Origin of the sequence: Halomonas meridiana, from assembly GCF_009846525.1 — a bacterium.
Lineage (GTDB): Bacteria > Pseudomonadota > Gammaproteobacteria > Pseudomonadales > Halomonadaceae > Vreelandella.
Window position 1 is genome coordinate 2050232 of record NZ_CP024621.1, and the last position, 16155, is coordinate 2066386.

A 16155-nucleotide genomic window follows, 5' to 3' on the forward strand; every position below is an offset into this window, starting at 1 on the left:
GCATGACTCATCACAATAACGCACCCAACGCTGACTCACCGAATGACCCTTGGGCGGATATTCGCCCTTATATGGATCACGAGGTGGCCGATGTTCTTGAACGGCTTTCCCGCGATAGCGAGCTGCTCGATGCGCTGACCCGCTTCCGGCTGCCACGCATGGCCAAGTGGGCGCCGCCAGTGGCGCGCGCATTGGCAAGCCATGCCGTTCGGCGCGAGGTAAAGGGGGTCACCAGCGTTCGCGAATTCCAAATGCGTATCGCCAGCTATATGGTGCGCATGATCCGCACGACGACCGATGCATTCGACGTCTCGGGGCTCGACAAGCTCGACGACCATAGTGCCTACCTCTTCATTGGCAACCATCGCGATATCTCACTGGACCCTGCCTTCGTGAATTACGCGCTCTACGAAGCGGGTCGGGATACCGTGCGCATCGCGATCGGTGACAATTTGTTAAAGAAACCTTATGTCACCGACCTCATGCGGCTCAACAAAAGCTTCATCGTACCCCGCAGCGCTCGCGGCAAACGAGCCATGCTGGCTGCTTACCAGCAGCTCTCGTCGTACATCCGTCACTCGATTACCGACGACAATCACTCCATTTGGATGGCTCAGCGCGAAGGCCGTGCCAAGAACGGCATTGACCGCACCGACCCCGCCATTATCAAAATGCTCACCATGGCCAAGCGTCACGCCGAGCGCGACATGGTGTTTGGCGATGCCATTGCCGAATTAAAACTCGTGCCGGTATCCATCAGCTACGAATACGACCCTTGCGATGTGCAAAAAGCCCAAGAGCTTCACGACATTGCGAAACAAGGCAGCTACGCCAAGGGGGAGTTCGAAGACATTCGCTCGATCGTCGCGGGCATCACAGGCTCCAAAGGTCGCGTACAGCTCAAATTTGGTACGCCCGTCGGTGCCGATATGGCCACGCCCGATGAAGTCGCCGCTGAGATCGACCGCCAAGTCATTGGTGGCTATCGCCTCTTCCCCAGTCACTATCTTGCACTGGAAACATTAGGCGAGTCGCCGGAGCTGGTCGCCCGTAAAGCGATTACTCGCCAGGACCGGGAGCGCTTCAAAGCGCGCCTAGCCAGCGTGCCTGAAGCGCTGCGGCCTTACTGGCTCGCACAGTACGCCAACCCGGTGAAGCACAAGGCTGGGCGTCTGAGCCTGTAGCGACCAATCTGCGCATGCTCACGGTTAGAAAAAGTGCTATGGTCAAGGCATTCATTGGTCTCGCTTGGTAGCTTCACCAAGCGCGGTCTTAAGGAGACTCCCTATGTCCGCATCAGAAATTCAAAAAACACGTATCATCAACGAGCTACGCGGCTTCATTCGCAAGTTACTGCAGGACCCGAAAATTCTCGAGCAGTCACTGGCCATTGCCCGCACCCAGCTCACCGAAGGCAGCAGCCCCGCCATCATGGCGCGTATTGCCAATGAAATTTCAGACACCACCAGCGTGCATATTCCTGAAGACCCGGCCGAACACTCCGAGGCAGACAAACTGTTTCTAGAGCTGTTACGCGAAGTGGTGCAAGAAGAGCAGGCGCTGTACTAAGCCTCGGCCACACTCCTGGGTACGAGCACGCACTCAACATGACGTTACCGGCGAAGCACCACCCCTTCGCCGTCTTTATTTGTATTGTCTAACCGGAATTTTCATTCACCATGTCCAATACTGCCCCGCGCAACATTCTGGTGACGAGCGCCCTTCCCTATGCCAACGGCGCCATTCACCTCGGCCACCTGCTGGAATACATTCAAACGGACATCTGGGTACGCTTTCAAAAAAGCCGTGGCCAGCAGTGTTACTACGTCTGTGCCGACGATGCTCACGGCACCGCGATCATGCTACGCGCCGAGCAGGAAGGGATTTCCCCAGAAGCCTTGATTGAACGGGTTTCTCAAGACCACCAGGAAGATTTCGCCCGCTTTGGTGTGGGGTTCGATAACTACCACTCCACTCACTCGGATGAAAACCGCTACTTCAGCGAGCTGATCTACACTCGCCTGCGGGACAAAGGTCATATCGCGACCCGCGATATCGAGCAAATGTTCGATCCGCAGAAAGGGCTGTTTCTTGCCGACCGGTTCATCAAAGGCACCTGCCCAAAGTGCCACGCAGACGACCAGTACGGCGATAACTGCGAAAAATGCGGCGCGACCTACACACCGGCGGATCTGATCAACCCGGTGTCCGCCATCTCGGGTGCGACGCCCGAGGTGCGCAGTTCGACGCACTACTTCTTCAAACTGCCGGACTTCGCTGACTTTTTACAGCAGTGGATCAATGATGGTCACGTACAGCCACAAATCCGCAACAAGCTGATGGAGTGGTTCGAGTCGGGCTTCAACGAGTGGGACATTTCCCGCGACGCGCCCTACTTCGGTTTTGAAATTCCCGATGCGCCGGGCAAGTACTTCTACGTATGGCTAGACGCGCCCATCGGCTACCTCGCCAGCTTCAAGCATCTGTGCGAACGCGATGGGATCGATTTCGATAGTTTCTGGAAAAAAGAGTCGGACGCCGAGGTCTATCACTTCATTGGCAAGGACATCGTCTATTTCCACGCGCTGTTCTGGCCCGCCATGCTTCACGGTGCCGAGCTGCGCACGCCGACGGCAGTCAACTGTCACGGTTTCTTGACCGTCGATGGTGCAAAGATGTCGAAATCGCGCGGCACCTTCATCAAAGCCGCCACTTACGCCGAACACCTCAACCCTGAGTATCTGCGTTACTACTTTGCTGCCAAGCTCACGTCGAAAGTAGACGATCTTGACCTCAATCTTGACGACTTCGCGGCCCGAGTCAATTCAGATCTCGTCGGCAAGGTCGTAAACATCGCCAGCCGCTGTGCCGGTTTTGTCAAAAAACTCGGCGGCGGCACGCTCTCAGCGCACTGTGCCGAGCCGCAAATGGTTGCCCGTTTCATCGCTGCTGGTGACGAGATCGCCGCCGATTTCGAAGCGCGTGAATTCAGCCGCGCCATGCGCAAAATCATGGAACTGGCCGATGAAGCCAATACCTACATTGCCGAGAAAGAGCCCTGGGCACTCGCTAAGCAAGAGGGCCGCGATCAGGAAGTGCTGGAGATCTGCTCGGTGGGCATCAACCTGTTCCGTCAGCTGATGGTCTACTTGGCACCGGTTGTCCCAGCCATGGCCGAGCAAGCCCGCGAATTCATAAATGTTGACACTCTGAATTGGGAAAGCCGTGTTAACGTACTGGTCAACCACCCGATCAACAAGTTCAAACCGCTGATGATACGGGTAGAGCGGGACAAGATCGACGCCATGATCGAGTCCTCGAAGGAAGATTTGGTAGAAGAGCAGAAGCTAAAGAACGCCCCGAAAGGCCCACTGGCCGACGAGCCCATCGCGGCAGGCATTAGCTTTGACGAGTTTGCCAAAGTCGACCTGCGGATTGCCCGAATTGCCAAAGCGCAATACGTCGAGGGGGCCGACAAACTGCTTCAGCTCACTCTAGATTTGGGCGGCGAAACCCGCAACGTTTTCTCGGGGATCCGCTCGGCTTATTCGCCAGAGGCGCTGGAAGGTCGATTGACGGTGATGGTGGCTAACTTGGCACCCCGCAAAATGCGCTTTGGCGTTTCCGAAGGCATGGTGCTGGCCTCTGCCAACAACGATGGCATTTATTTGCTTTCGCCCGATGCTGGCGCTGAACCGGGTCAGCGTGTAACGTAACGCCGCCGTTCACGGACGAAAGGGGCAAGGCGCGCAGCCTGCCCCTTTTGTGTTTAAGCGACGTCCATTCTTATCGTTAGTGGTCGTCATTCACTTCAACATGAGTGTGTTTTATGGGCCAGCGCCTCTCCGTGTCATTGCGTTTTCGTTTCTTTGCCGTGCTTGGCGGGTTATTAATCGTCGCAATGATAGCGCTCGCGGTCATCAGCAAATGGCTGATATTTCCGGCGCTACAGGCCGAAGAGCGCACCGCCGTTCAGCGCGAACTGGACCGAGCGACACGCAGCCTGATGCTCAACCAAGAGAACCTGCTGGCACAAGCACGGGACTGGTCACACTGGGACGATACCTACCGGTTCATCGAAGGCACTAACCCTCGCTACCGCGACGTCAACTTTAGCCAACAGATGTTCGAGGACATGAACTACCACCTGATGGCGTTTTTTACGCTGCAAGGCGACGTTCATTTCTTGGCAGGGTTGGAGCCAACCACTGGGCGTTATCAAACTTGCACCGCCGCCGTTGACCGCTGTGCGTGGATGGCTCCCTGGGTCGAGACCATGCAATCGGCAATGGCCGAGCACGTCGACCCAACGGCGCTGTATATCGAACAGTGGCCTGCCATCGTGGCTGCCAGCCAGATTTTACACACAGATGAAAGCGGTCCGCCCAACGGCTGGCTGTTCAAAGTGCGTGCGATGGATGACGCTTGGCTCGAACGGATGGTCGATTACACCGGACTTCCTCTTTCACTCGATGTCACGCCCTATGACGCCGACCAACCGACCGAACTTACCTTCTCTGGCGACCAGGTACGTGCCTCTCAGCAATTTCCTGCCTTCGGCACGAACGAGGCCGTCTCGCTAGGGATCGAATTAAATCGTGTGCAGTACTTGGCAAGTCTTACTACTTTTCGCTACATCCTGGCCTGGACAGCCGGTTTGATGCTGCTCGTCATTGGCATGGTACTATTACTGTTAGAGCGTATGGTGCTCAAGCCTCTGCGCCAGCTCACGGCGTTGACACAACCTTCATGCCCCTCCCCTGACAGTGATCACTTGACCCTGCGTCGGGATGAAATCGGCCTGCTTGCCAGGGCATACCTGGAGCAGCTCACCTGTCAGCAACAGCTCAATGCGGAACTGCTGCGCATGTCGACCCACGACTCTTTGACGGAGCTTCCCAACCGGCGGCTGTTCGATCAGCGCTTGATCGATGGCGTAAGCCACGCCAACGAACACAACGTACCGCTGGCCGTCATGATGCTGGATATCGACCACTTCAAGCTCTACAACGACGACTACGGTCACCAGCAAGGCGACGAGTGCTTGAAGAAAGTCGCCACGGCATTGCAAAACGAGGCCATTCGCCACGACGTACTCATTGCCCGCACCGGCGGCGAGGAGTTTAGCGCCCTGCTCCCGGGAGCCACGCCCCAACAGGCGAAAGCATTTGCCCACGCGCTGATACATGCCGTCGACCAGCTCCGCTTACCCCATGGGACCTCGCCGGTGAGCCACTACGTGACGATTAGCGTCGGTATTGGCATGCTCAGCGATAGCGAGACACTGCTGCCCAGCGCGGTCATGGCCACCGCTGACCAAGCGCTCTACCTAGCCAAAGCGCAAGGACGACACCGTGTCGTGCTCTTCGAGCCCCCTCTAGCCAGCTGCCCTGTTTCTAAGCAAAATACGCCGTCATGAATGAACTCTTCGTTATTTTGGTCAGCACCGCGCTGGTCAACAACTTTGTATTGGTCCAATTTCTTGGGCTATGCCCGTTCATGGGTGTCTCTAACAAACTCGAATCGGCGATGGGCATGTCGTTGGCCACCACGTTCGTATTGACGCTAGCCTCCGCCGCTAGCTACGTGGTCTATCACGGCCTGCTGGTACCGCTGGATATTACCTACCTGCGTACCATTAGTTTTATCGTCGTGATTGCCGCCGTGGTGCAGTTCACCGAAATCATGGTGCGCCAGCTCAGCCCGTTACTGCATCAGGTGCTGGGTATTTTTCTCCCGCTGATTACTACCAACTGCGCCGTCCTCGGCGTGGCGCTGCTGTCGCTGAACCGAGAGCTGAGCTTTTTTCATACCACGCTGTATGGCCTGGGCGCTGCGTTAGGCTTTTCGATGGTGCTTGTACTGTTTGCCGCCATGCGTGAGCGCTTGGCCAGCGCAGATGTGCCCAAGCCCTTTCGCGGCGCCGCGATTGCCATGATTACCGCCAGTCTCATGTCACTGGCGTTCCTTGGATTTTCCGGACTCGTACAGGGGTAACGACCATGAGCGATTCATTTTCATGGTGGGGCGTGCTCAGCGCCGTCGGCGTGCTCACCGGTCTGGGCATCGTGTTTGGCGCGCTACTCGGCATGGCGAGCGCGCGCTTTAAAGGTGAAGAGAACCCGCTGGTCGAAAAAATCGATGCACTGCTGCCACAAACCCAATGTGGCCAGTGCGGCTATCCCGGCTGTCGCCCCTACGCTGAAGCGATCAATCATGGCGATGCCATCAATAAATGCCCTCCCGGCGGTGAGGCTACCATTCTCGCCCTAGCGGATATGCTCGGCCGCGACCCTGCCCCGCTCGATGGGGAAGCAGCCAGTGAAGATACCGTGGCGTATATCCGTGAAGCCGAGTGTATCGGCTGCACCAAGTGCATTCAGGCGTGCCCGGTAGATGCCATTATTGGCGCAGCCAAACAGATGCATACCGTAATCGAAGACGAGTGCACCGGCTGCGACCTCTGCGTAGCCCCCTGCCCGGTGGACTGCATCGACATGCTGCCCAGACGCAAACCGCTGACACAGTGGGAGCCCATCGCGAGCGACCGCCAGCCATTGAGGAGCGCGCATGCCAGCCTATGAGTTTCCCGGCGGCATCTACCCGCCTGAACGTAAAGAGCGCTCCAATCAAGCGCCGCTGCGCACCGCGCCGTTGCCCAGTGAGGTAACGCTACCGCTGTCGCAACATACCGGTAAAGCGGCGCTTCCCTGCGTCAACGTGGGCGATGCGGTCAAAACAGGCACACTAGTCGCCCGCCGAGATGGCATGGTCTCAGCTAATGTGCACGCCAGTATCAGCGGCACCGTGATCGAGATCACCGACCGCGCGATCATCATTCAAGGCGATGGCGAAGATCGCTGGACCACGCTGCCACCGCTGGATTGGCGAACCGCAGAGCGCGACGCGCTGCTGGAACGGCTTGATGACAGCGGGCTTATTGGGCTGGGTGGTGCGGGCTTTCCGACCTATATCAAAGCTCAAGTCAACGAGCACCACGCCATTGATACGCTGGTGGTCAATGCCGCCGAGTGCGAGCCTTATATTACCGCCGATGACCTCACGCTTCGCCACTATGCGTCGGATGTGCTTGAGGGGGCTCAATTGCTGGCTCGCCTATGCGGAGCCGCGCACATCATCGTCGGTATCGAAGATAACAAGCCTGAGGCTATTCAGGCCCTACAAGCCCTCCTTACGGTCAGTGCTGACAGCGAACCGCTCGCGAGCATGACGCTGAAGATAATCGGGACTCGCTATCCGAGCGGCGGAGAGCGCCAGCTGATTAAAAAGCTGCTGAACCGCGAAGTGCCTAGCGGTGGGCTACCGGCGGATATCGGCGTGCTCTGCCATAACCCCGGCACGCTGCTCGCGGCGCTACACGCCGTTCGTGATGGACAACCGCTGGTCGCAAGGGTCGTTACCCTAACCGGTGATGCCATTACCCAGCCCGGCAACTACTGGGTTCGTGTAGGCACCTCGGTAGACACGCTGCTCGAACATGTTGGCGTGGCCCGCGAGCGGCTTCATCAAGTGGTGGTCGGGGGGCCGATGATGGGCACGCCGCTTACGTCATTAGAGGCCTCCGTTACCAAAACGACCAACTGCCTGATTGCCGCGACAAAAGAGGAGCTGCCGCCAGCACCCGCAGAAGCCCCCTGCATTCGCTGCGGCGCTTGTGAAAGTGTGTGTCCTGCTCAACTGCTTCCCCAGCAGTTGCACTGGTACGCCCGTGCCGAAAACGATGCCGCCCTTGAAGCCCATCATCTATTCGACTGCATTGAGTGCGGTGCCTGCAGCTACGTTTGCCCCAGCGCGATCCCTTTGGTGCAGGACTACCGCTCCTCCAAACAGCGTATTCGGCATAAACGCATCGAAACCGCCAAAGCGGAACACGCCAAGCACCGCTTTGAGTTCCGCCAAGCGCGGCTGGCCAGGGAAGAAGCGGAGAAGAAGGCGCGCCGTCAGGCACGGCTCGCCCAGCAGCAGTCCGCTTCCAGCGACGCTACGGGCACTCAAACCGCTCCCGTGGCAGACCTTCGCAGCCTGCGCATCGCTCAAACGGCCGCCAAAGCCGCAGTGCGAAAAGCGGAGAAAGTACTGGCACGGGCCGCCGCTCAAGACCCGCAGCAGCGCCACGACGATTTGGAGACCCAGCTCGCCACTGCCCAAGAGAATCTCAAAGCGGCAGAAGCACGATTAACCGAAGCTCGCGCCGCCAGTGAACAGAAGGAAGCGCCATGAGCATGATGCACGCCCCCCAGCTGGGTAAAGCACCATCAACAGCCCATGTGATGCGCTGGGTCATCGCCGCCACGCTTCCGGGCCTTGCGGTGATGACGCTCTATTTTGGCCTAGGGGTACTCAGCAACGTACTGATCGCGGCGCTTTGGGCCGTCGCCGCTGAAGCGCTCATTCTGCGCCTGCGACACCGCCCCGTTTGGCCGACGCTCAACGACTCCAGCGCCCTGCTCACTGGCGTGTTGCTAGGCGCCTCGTTGCCACCTGCGAGCCCCTGGTGGCTAATGGGCGTAGGGGTGATCGCCGCAGTCGTCGTCGCGAAACAGCTCTATGGCGGCTTGGGCCACAATCCGTTCAACCCTGCGATGGTGGGCTATGCGCTGCTGCTGGTGTCGTTTCCCACCCATATGACGCTCTGGGCACTGCCCCAACCGCTATGGCCCGAGTCACTATGGCCACAAATCTTGGGTACTGTCCCCGTGTCCGCGCTAGATGCCTTGAGCGGTGCCACCCCCTTAGATGCCTTCAAACATAAAGGCGACGCCGTGCTCGCCAGCGAGTTCTGGGCATCGTCGCCGCTCCCTGAAGGAACGTTGTCGGCTTGGCGTAATATCGCGCTGGCATGGCTGGCAGGGGGCGTGGTGTTGATCGCCAAGCGGCTGATAAGTTGGCATATTCCGGTCGCGATGCTGGGCAGTATGATGCTGTTCTCAGCGCTGTTTTACGCCAGTGACACTAGCCACTTTGCCTCACCGCTGTTTCATCTGCTCACCGGGGCGACGCTGTTTGGTGCCTTCTTTATTGCCACCGACCCGGTCTCAGCGGCCACCAGCCGCCAGGGCAAGCTGCTGTACGGTGCGGGCATTGGCGTGCTGGTCATCCTTATTCGCAATTTAGGCGGCTACCCGGATGCCATCGCCTTTGCCGTGCTGCTGATGAATCTCTGCGTACCGCTGCTGGACATGGTCAGCGTGCCACGCCCGGTCGGTCAAGCTACCGCTCGGCCTGATGAGAGGAAGAGCGCGCCATGACCACTCAACACGCCATGCTGCGTGGCGCGCTGGCCCTTGGCCTGTTTGCTCTGGTCACTGCCGGCAGCGTCGCCCTCACCCGCGCAGTGACCGCGGAGCGCATTGCCGCGCACCAGCTTGCTTATCAGCATCGTCAGTTGCAGGAGGTGCTGCCCGCTTCGCTGGCCTCGGTGCCGGTTCAAACCGTGTTGGAGAGCGCGTTTTCGCTACCCGACTCGGCGCCATTGGGGCACCGCACTCCTCAAGAGGGTTGGCGGGTGCAGCAAGGTAGCGAAGCCGCCACCATTCTGCCGGTCGTGACACGCCAAGGGTATAACGGTGAAATTCGCCTGCTAGTCGCCATCAACCAAAGCGGGCAACTCACCGGGGTGCGGGTGACTCACCACCAAGAGACGCCAGGGCTTGGCGATGATATCGAGAGGTCACGCAGCGCCTGGATCACGTCATTCAACGGCCTAAGCCTTGAAAGCCTGCCCCCAAGCGGCTGGGCCGTGAGCAAAGAGGGCGGCGAATTCGACAGTTTCACCGGCGCAACGATTACCCCACGGGCCGTCATTAACGCCGTTCATGAGGCGCTGCGCTACTATCAGCGCGAACTCGTTCAGCAGGAGCCCACGCCATGAGCCAGTGGAGACAGCTTGCCCGAGAGGGGCTTTGGTCGAATAACCCGGCGCTGGTGCAGCTACTGGGGCTTTGCCCGCTGCTGGCCGTCAGCGCCACGGTGGTGAATGCGCTGGGCTTAGCGCTGGCCACGCTGCTGGTCTTGGTAGGGGCCAGCACAACAATCTCACTCATTCGCCATCAGGTGCCTAGCGCCGTGCGGCTCCCCGCGTTTGTGATGGTAATTGCCGCCTTTGTGACCTGCGCCGAGCTGTTAATGGCCGCGTTTGCTTACTCGCTTTACCAAATTTTGGGGATTTTCATCCCGCTCATCGTAACGAACTGCGCCATTTTGGGCCGTGCGGATGCGTTTGCCTCTCGCCAACCCGTGCTGCCTGCCGCCGTCGATGGGCTGATGATGGGGCTGGGCTTTGGTGCGGTATTAGTGCTGATGGGTGCGATCCGCGAGCTGGTGGGCCAAGGAACGCTGTTTAGCGACATGGCGATGCTGTTTGGGCCGGTTGCCGCTCACTGGCAGATCACCCTGGTGGCGGATTACCAGTTTCTCTTTTTCATCCTGCCCCCCGGCGCGTTCTTCGTGGCAGGGCTTCTGATCGCGCTAAAAAACGTGCTGGATCAGCGTCGTGCTGCCCGCGCTCGGCCCGTCGACGTCGCACCGCGAGCCGAGCGCCGTGTGCGGGTCACCGGCACCATTAAATAAGCACCATTCAATAACCAAGAGAACACGCCATGAATGCTCAAAAGCGTCATGAGATATTTGCGCGCCTTCAGGCGGAAAACCCGCACCCGACTACCGAGCTCAACTGGAGCACGCCATTCGAGCTGTTGGCCGCGGTCTTGCTTTCCGCTCAAGCCACGGATGTAGGCGTCAATAAAGCAACGGCCACCCTCTTTCCGGTCGCCAATACACCCGAGGCCATCATTGCGCTGGGCGTCGATGGACTGAAGCAGCACATCAAAACCATTGGGCTCTTCAACACCAAGGCAGAGAATCTGATGAAAACCTGCCACCTGCTGGTCAACCAACATGGTGGCGAAGTGCCCAACACTCGCAAAGCGCTGGAAGCGCTGCCCGGCGTCGGGCGTAAAACGGCTAACGTGATTCTGAATACCGCCTTTGGCCAACCCACCATTGCGGTAGATACGCATATTTTTCGCGTGTCGAACCGCACCGGTATCGCCAAGGGTAAAGACGTCGTCGAGGTCGAGCAGAAGCTGTTGCGCCACGTGCCTAGCGTGTTCAAACGAGATGCCCACCACTGGCTGATTTTACACGGGCGCTACACCTGCATTGCGCGAAAACCTCGTTGCGGCAGCTGCATCATCGAAGATCTGTGCGACTATAAAGAAAAGACCGAGCTTGCCTAACGGCATGCCAATGCCAGGACCGCCCCATGCCTAGCCCCGCCGCCCTGCTTCACCGCCAGCCGATTGCCCAACGCATCGACGCGCTACTCGACCTTGCCAAACAGCACGCCGAGCGCTTCTGTAGCCCCGACGCTTGGCTTGCTCGCCAACGCTACCTGGCACAGCATCCTACGTCGATCGTGGTGATGAAGTGTATGGATGGGCGGATTCACATTCCCCATGCTACCCGCACGCCGCTTGGGATCATTACGCCGTTTCGTAATTTGGGGGGTATTTTTGATCTGGGCTGGCCGTATCTGGGCGAGCTCATCACCGAGTCGGTACTGCAAGCGGCTGACCGTGGCCGCGCCACACTGCTGCTGATTACCTACCACTTCTCTAGCGGTCATCACGCACGCGGCTGCGCCGGGTTCAACTGCGATACCGAGGCTGCCAAAGCCCACGCGTACGCCATAGCTCAGCAAGCGGGAGAGCTGTTTGGTCACGACCATCAGCAGGTGTACCCACTGGTATGCGGCTTTGAAACCGATAGCGACGCCATGATCCTTCACGGCCAAGGTGGCGAGATGCTCGACATACGCGACTGGATCGACCGCCAAGCGAGTGATTTACCCGCCACGTTAGCCAGCGTTTGCCCCGACATGCCCGATGATATTCAACGGGATCTACTGCCGCTGCTGGTGGGCAACATGGCCCATGTGAGCGAGCTAAGCGGTGTCGCCCGGGCGCTTGAGATTGAACACCGCGAATGGGTCATTTGCATTGGCCGTGGGTTCGATTTCTTGCACCTTCCCAACACCGCGCTGATTATCGGCCCCTACGGCCCAGACTTGGCCGCGCCCATTGCAACCGCCGCAAGCATCATCGACGCCAACATGCGCTCCGGGCGGATTCCCGATGATGGCTTTATGCTGCTGGCCTCCACGCCCTACCAACACAGTGGCGTGGATCGGGCGCGGGCCGCGCTGAAATCACGCTTTTTATCGGATTTTGCCGAGCAGGTAATTCGTCACCATCACCCACGGCTTGCCGAGAAAATGCGTCGCCATACGGCGGTGGTTCACTGGCCCACCCGGCGAATGGATTCGTTAGACCCACCTTCCACCAGCAACTGACGGTACGTTTCACGCCAGCTCGGCCACTGCCAGGGCTGCGTATCCAACAGCGCTGGTTGACGATTGGGTTCCAACAGCCACGCGCTCAAGCGCAGGTAGAGCCCCTCTGGTGTGCCATCGTAGCGGTATTGGACGGGGTAAAGTTCAGGAAAGCAGAGCCTATCTGGCACTAGCGGCGTGGCTCCGCGTTGGGCGGCCTCCATGATCGCCAGCCCCTGAAACTCGTGCCAAGTAGTGGACACCGCAATGCCGCCACCGTTGAGCAGCGCGCGGTACTCGGCCTCCGGCTGCGGCCCCCAGCAGATGATATGTTCAGCCAAACGTGCCTGCGCCTCGGCAAAGACCGGCGGCACGTCGCGAAACTGCTGGCCAAGCACCGCCAACTCGAACGGCACCTGCTGCTCGCTGAGTTTGAACAATACCGCGAAGAAGTCCTCCGGGTTTTTGTCATACTCCCAGCGGTGGTTCCAAATCAGCCGCCGTGGGTTTGCGTTGCCAGCAGCGCTACAAGTAGCAGGCGCAATGGGCACAGGCACCACGAGAGCGCTTTGACGTAACCGTTCTAGCGGTTTAGCCGCCGGTAGATTTTCCGGCATTTTCTTTAAAAAACGCCGCACACCGTCAAAAAAAGAGTCCCGGTTATAGGCGGTGTTGAACACCAGCACATCCGCCGCCAGTGCCGCATACAGGTTGACCATTTTGGCTTCTACCTGGGGCATCTGATCGCTGGATTCTGGGTAGGCGAACTGATTTTCGTGAAAGTAAACGATCTTTCTAGCCCGCCCCAGGTGGGGAAACAGGCCCAGCAAGGTGGCAATATCTACCATGGACGTTGCCAGCACTACATCGTAAGGCTGACTTAACCGCTCATACTCTTTTAACCACCAGCTCAACGGGTTACCGCGAATGCGCCAAGAGAAGTGGCGTGGCGGCAGACTGAGCAGCGTCCAGTCCACGTCGGTAACTTCGGCCATCAGGCTGTTTGCCCAGTAACGGTGGCTAACCGCTTCATAAGCCGATAACAATAAAACGCGCATTATTCTGTCTACCGTGAGAGGTTCTCTGCATACCCCGCATTCGGCCAAGGTCGTCTTGGCCGAATGCCTCATGCTACATACACTTAACTCGACATTTGCCGTCTGATTGATCATCTAACGCCGCTGGGGGGAGACCGTAATGGCCAACGTATTAGTGGTCGATGATGAGCCCAATATTCTACTGTCGCTTGAGTTCCTCATGTCCCAGGCGGGGCTGACGGTGACCACGGCCGCTAACGGCGAAACGGCACTGCAAAAAATCGCCGAGGCCGCCCCTGACCTTCTGCTGCTGGATATCAGCCTGCCTGGCATCAGCGGCTTTGAAGTGCTCGAACAGCTTCGTCGCGATGAATCCGAGCGGCATTTACCGGTCATCATGTTAACGGCTCATGGCCGTGAAGTAGAGCGAGAAAAGGGCTTTGCGCTGGGTGCCGATGACTACGTCACCAAACCTTTCTCGACCCAACAGTTGGTCGAGAAAGTCAAAGCATTACTCGTCGAGCGTGCCACATGACCCTCAAAGGACTCCCTAAACGCCAGCGCCTGGTCGGTGTATGGCTACTGCTCAGCGGCGTTAGCCTTTTAGGGGGCGCCCTTTTTGCCGCTTGGTTAGATAGCCAGTTGGCGCTTTCGGGCATGGCGCGTTGGGTTATATGGCTAGGCAGTTTATCAGGCGGTATTACGCTCTTTTCAATAGGCCTGCTGCTAGAGCGCATGCTCTTCACGCCCCTACGTCACCTTCAAGCGCAGTTGGCGCGCTGGGTCGCCAATCCCGATGCCCCAGACGACCACACCGCCGAGGGCTGGTTAACAGGGCTCGGCCCAGACCTTCGCCGGGTCAGCCACCGCTGGCGAGCCGACCGCGCACGGCTTACCACCGCGCATGCAGAAGGCGCGCGCAGTGCCTCGCGTATCCGTCAAGAGCTGGAGACGCTGCTCCAGGTACTGGAAACACCGCTACTTCTCTGCGACCGGCATCGGCGTGTGATGCTGTTCAATCAGGCGGCCGAAACATTTTTTGCGGGCAATACCGGGCTGGGGTTGGGTAAACGCCTGGACGCCCTGTTACCGACCGCGACGCTGGCCCATGCCATGACACAACTGCCCGACGATGGCTCGCCCCGTGAAATGCTCGCCCCCTGCGGACAGCGCTGGCTAAAGGTGGTCATTCGCCGGGTACCCGGTAGTGAGCATGAAACACTGGTGACCTGTAGCGATACGACCACCACCTGGAACAATGAAATGGGCGTGCGCGCCGCCCTAAACCGCATGCTCCCTCCATTACGCCAACACGCGGCCAATCTGAGCAGTGCCGCCGACGCATTGCGCCAACTCCCCTGTTCTCAAACATCACCCGCGCTGCGAACACGTTTCGAGCACGTACTGCACGACGAAAGCCAAGCGCTCAACCAGAGCGTTGCCGAGATCGGAGCCCTGTTGGACGACCTTCAGTATCACGGCGAACGCTTGCGGCCCATCTGGTCCAACGATTTTTGGCAATCGCTGGATGAACGTCTCGACCCCGCCCAGCGCTTGATTACACCTATCGGTGTCCCCGCCTGGTTCAAGGGCGACGCCCCCGCCCTCATCGAGCTGTTCGCGTCATTGGTGGAACATTTGCGCTGCCACCTGCCCGCCAGCGGCTTCGAAGGTGAAATGACGCTTCACCCGAAACGCGCCTACGTCGATCTCATTTGGCGAGGGGCGGCCGTGCCTGAAAGCGAGCTCAGCGTCTGGCGCGAATCGCCATTGACTACGCTGCCACTCAGCCCCACCGTGGCCGATATACTGCGCCAGCACGCCACCGATATTTGGAGTGTCACCGACACGGACAAACGCCATGCCAGGCTGCGGCTGCCACTCCCTGTTATCGCTCAGACGCAAGCGCCAAGAGAGATGGCACCGCCACGCCCGGAGTTCCATGATTTTGGCATCGCGCAGTTACCAGCGCCGGATGACACCTTAGCCAATCGCGCGCTGCGCAGCTTGGAGATCGTAGCATTCGATACGGAAACCACTGGCCTTGAGCTCCGCCGAGGCGATACGGTGATTAGCTTGGGCGCCTGCCGGATCGTCAATGGCCGTTTGCTGGCCAACGATGCGTTCGATCATTTCGTCGACCCCAAACGCACCATTCCTGCTGCCAGCACCGTGATTCACGGGATTACCGATGCGGACGTTGCCGGTGCGCAGCCGCTAAATATTGTGTTGGGCCTCTTTCGAGATTACGTGGGCGATGCCGTCATGCTCGCCCATAACGCCGCTTTCGATATGCTAGCCATTAGCGGGCACGGCGTTCATTTCGATATGCCGGTGCTAGACACGCTCCTGCTGTCAAAAGCCCTCGATGAGGCGCTGGATGGTCACGATTTGGATACGCTGGCCAAACGTTACGATTTACGCTTTCCTCCCAATACCCGGCACACAGCATTAGGAGATGCCCGTGTAACGGCGGAGCTTTGGCTGGCACTCTTACCCCGCCTAGAAGCCCGTGGCATCGATACGCTAGACGCGCTATTGGCACTTCAGGCCAATGCCTTCGATAAAGAGGACGCTAGCGCGCCATGACGCCTCCCCACTCTGATCCTCGGCAGCGGGAGAGACGCCTTGCGCTAGTGCTACTTGCCCTCTTCCTGTTCTGCCCCCCCGTCCTGCTTTTGATTGATCGATTGCCCAGCGCGGTAGGCTGGCTGCCGATCTACCTCTTGTTGACCTGGGGGGCCCTCATCGGTCTAGCGGCTTGGC

At 58.8% G+C, this 16155-nt stretch carries 15 protein-coding genes; 14 read left to right on the forward strand and 1 reads right to left on the reverse strand.

All coding sequences use genetic code 11. The features are described from left to right. The first annotated feature begins 2 nt into the window (after window positions 1-2). From CTT34_RS09870 to CTT34_RS09925, 12 genes are all read left to right on the forward strand, one after another. Window positions 3-1184 (forward strand): 1-acyl-sn-glycerol-3-phosphate acyltransferase, encoded by a 1182-nt coding sequence (locus CTT34_RS09870; RefSeq protein ID WP_159342281.1) that lies wholly within the window; start codon window positions 3-5, stop codon window positions 1182-1184. A 103-nt stretch (window positions 1185-1287) separates the two neighbouring features. Continuing rightward, the gene (locus CTT34_RS09875; RefSeq protein ID WP_159342282.1) at window positions 1288-1569 is read left to right on the forward strand and encodes a hypothetical protein; all 282 of its coding nucleotides are present in this window, start codon (window positions 1288-1290) and stop codon (window positions 1567-1569) included. A 110-nt stretch (window positions 1570-1679) separates the two neighbouring features. After that, complete coding sequence (metG, locus tag CTT34_RS09880) at window positions 1680-3716, forward strand: methionine--tRNA ligase (RefSeq protein WP_159342283.1); 2037 nt, start codon at window positions 1680-1682, stop codon at window positions 3714-3716. 113 nt (window positions 3717-3829) lie between these two features. Further along, window positions 3830-5419, forward strand: a complete 1590-nt coding sequence (locus CTT34_RS09885; RefSeq protein WP_159342284.1) for a sensor domain-containing diguanylate cyclase — start codon at window positions 3830-3832, stop codon at window positions 5417-5419. Continuing rightward, on the forward strand, window positions 5416-5997 hold the full coding sequence (gene rsxA, locus CTT34_RS09890; RefSeq protein ID WP_159342285.1) for an electron transport complex subunit RsxA: 582 nt from the start codon (window positions 5416-5418) through the stop codon (window positions 5995-5997). The genes CTT34_RS09885 and rsxA overlap by 4 nt, the downstream gene beginning before the upstream one ends. Before the next feature lie 5 nt (window positions 5998-6002). Further along, complete coding sequence (gene rsxB / locus CTT34_RS09895) at window positions 6003-6584, forward strand: electron transport complex subunit RsxB (protein ID WP_159342286.1); 582 nt, start codon at window positions 6003-6005, stop codon at window positions 6582-6584. Next, window positions 6571-8241 carry an electron transport complex subunit RsxC gene (gene rsxC, locus CTT34_RS09900; protein WP_159342287.1) on the forward strand — a complete coding sequence of 557 codons (1671 nt, stop codon included), beginning with the start codon at window positions 6571-6573 and terminating at the stop codon, window positions 8239-8241. Before rsxB ends, rsxC begins: the two co-directional genes overlap by 14 nt. After that, window positions 8238-9269 (forward strand): RnfABCDGE type electron transport complex subunit D, encoded by a 1032-nt coding sequence (locus CTT34_RS09905; protein ID WP_159342288.1) that lies wholly within the window; start codon window positions 8238-8240, stop codon window positions 9267-9269. Before rsxC ends, CTT34_RS09905 begins: the two co-directional genes overlap by 4 nt. Then, window positions 9266-9892, forward strand: coding sequence for an RnfABCDGE type electron transport complex subunit G (locus tag CTT34_RS09910; protein ID WP_159342289.1), 627 nt, complete (start codon window positions 9266-9268; stop codon window positions 9890-9892). The genes CTT34_RS09905 and CTT34_RS09910 overlap by 4 nt, the downstream gene beginning before the upstream one ends. After that, window positions 9889-10590 (forward strand): electron transport complex subunit E, encoded by a 702-nt coding sequence (locus tag CTT34_RS09915; RefSeq protein ID WP_159342290.1) that lies wholly within the window; start codon window positions 9889-9891, stop codon window positions 10588-10590. Before CTT34_RS09910 ends, CTT34_RS09915 begins: the two co-directional genes overlap by 4 nt. Window positions 10591-10619: 29 nt before the next feature. Continuing rightward, a complete protein-coding gene (nth, locus tag CTT34_RS09920; protein ID WP_159342291.1) occupies window positions 10620-11258 on the forward strand; it encodes an endonuclease III in 639 nt (212 codons plus the stop codon). Window positions 11259-11284: 26 nt separating this feature from the next. Then, the gene (locus tag CTT34_RS09925; protein ID WP_159342292.1) at window positions 11285-12373 is read left to right on the forward strand and encodes a carboxysome shell carbonic anhydrase; all 1089 of its coding nucleotides are present in this window, start codon (window positions 11285-11287) and stop codon (window positions 12371-12373) included. Here CTT34_RS09925 and CTT34_RS09930 read toward each other — a convergent pair. Then, complete coding sequence (locus CTT34_RS09930; protein ID WP_159342293.1) at window positions 12319-13410, reverse strand: tRNA-queuosine alpha-mannosyltransferase domain-containing protein; 1092 nt, start codon at window positions 13408-13410, stop codon at window positions 12319-12321. The genes CTT34_RS09925 and CTT34_RS09930 overlap by 55 nt on opposite strands. A gap of 139 nt (window positions 13411-13549) precedes the next feature. Between CTT34_RS09930 and CTT34_RS09935 the strand changes: the two genes are divergently transcribed. Both CTT34_RS09935 and CTT34_RS09940 read left to right on the forward strand, forming a co-directional pair. Beyond that, complete coding sequence (locus tag CTT34_RS09935; protein ID WP_159342294.1) at window positions 13550-13924, forward strand: response regulator transcription factor; 375 nt, start codon at window positions 13550-13552, stop codon at window positions 13922-13924. Then, window positions 13921-15978 carry a 3'-5' exonuclease gene (locus CTT34_RS09940; protein WP_159342295.1) on the forward strand — a complete coding sequence of 686 codons (2058 nt, stop codon included), beginning with the start codon at window positions 13921-13923 and terminating at the stop codon, window positions 15976-15978. Before CTT34_RS09935 ends, CTT34_RS09940 begins: the two co-directional genes overlap by 4 nt. Window positions 15979-16155: the final 177 nt, after the last annotated feature.

What these genes read in the sequence shown, in the direction of transcription:
- CTT34_RS09870 (WP_159342281.1), top strand. Translation starts at nt 3, where the DNA reads ATGACTCATCACAATAACGCACCCAACGCTGACTCACCGAATGACCCT.
- CTT34_RS09875 (WP_159342282.1), top strand. Translation starts at nt 1,288, where the DNA reads ATGTCCGCATCAGAAATTCAAAAAACACGTATCATCAACGAGCTACGC.
- metG (WP_159342283.1), top strand. Translation starts at nt 1,680, where the DNA reads ATGTCCAATACTGCCCCGCGCAACATTCTGGTGACGAGCGCCCTTCCC.
- CTT34_RS09885 (WP_159342284.1), top strand. Translation starts at nt 3,830, where the DNA reads ATGGGCCAGCGCCTCTCCGTGTCATTGCGTTTTCGTTTCTTTGCCGTG.
- rsxA (WP_159342285.1), top strand. Translation starts at nt 5,416, where the DNA reads ATGAATGAACTCTTCGTTATTTTGGTCAGCACCGCGCTGGTCAACAAC.
- rsxB (WP_159342286.1), top strand. Translation starts at nt 6,003, where the DNA reads ATGAGCGATTCATTTTCATGGTGGGGCGTGCTCAGCGCCGTCGGCGTG.
- rsxC (WP_159342287.1), top strand. Translation starts at nt 6,571, where the DNA reads ATGCCAGCCTATGAGTTTCCCGGCGGCATCTACCCGCCTGAACGTAAA.
- CTT34_RS09905 (WP_159342288.1), top strand. Translation starts at nt 8,238, where the DNA reads ATGAGCATGATGCACGCCCCCCAGCTGGGTAAAGCACCATCAACAGCC.
- CTT34_RS09910 (WP_159342289.1), top strand. Translation starts at nt 9,266, where the DNA reads ATGACCACTCAACACGCCATGCTGCGTGGCGCGCTGGCCCTTGGCCTG.
- CTT34_RS09915 (WP_159342290.1), top strand. Translation starts at nt 9,889, where the DNA reads ATGAGCCAGTGGAGACAGCTTGCCCGAGAGGGGCTTTGGTCGAATAAC.
- nth (WP_159342291.1), top strand. Translation starts at nt 10,620, where the DNA reads ATGAATGCTCAAAAGCGTCATGAGATATTTGCGCGCCTTCAGGCGGAA.
- CTT34_RS09925 (WP_159342292.1), top strand. Translation starts at nt 11,285, where the DNA reads ATGCCTAGCCCCGCCGCCCTGCTTCACCGCCAGCCGATTGCCCAACGC.
- CTT34_RS09930 (WP_159342293.1), bottom strand. Translation starts at nt 13,410, where the DNA reads ATGCGCGTTTTATTGTTATCGGCTTATGAAGCGGTTAGCCACCGTTAC.
- CTT34_RS09935 (WP_159342294.1), top strand. Translation starts at nt 13,550, where the DNA reads ATGGCCAACGTATTAGTGGTCGATGATGAGCCCAATATTCTACTGTCG.
- CTT34_RS09940 (WP_159342295.1), top strand. Translation starts at nt 13,921, where the DNA reads ATGACCCTCAAAGGACTCCCTAAACGCCAGCGCCTGGTCGGTGTATGG.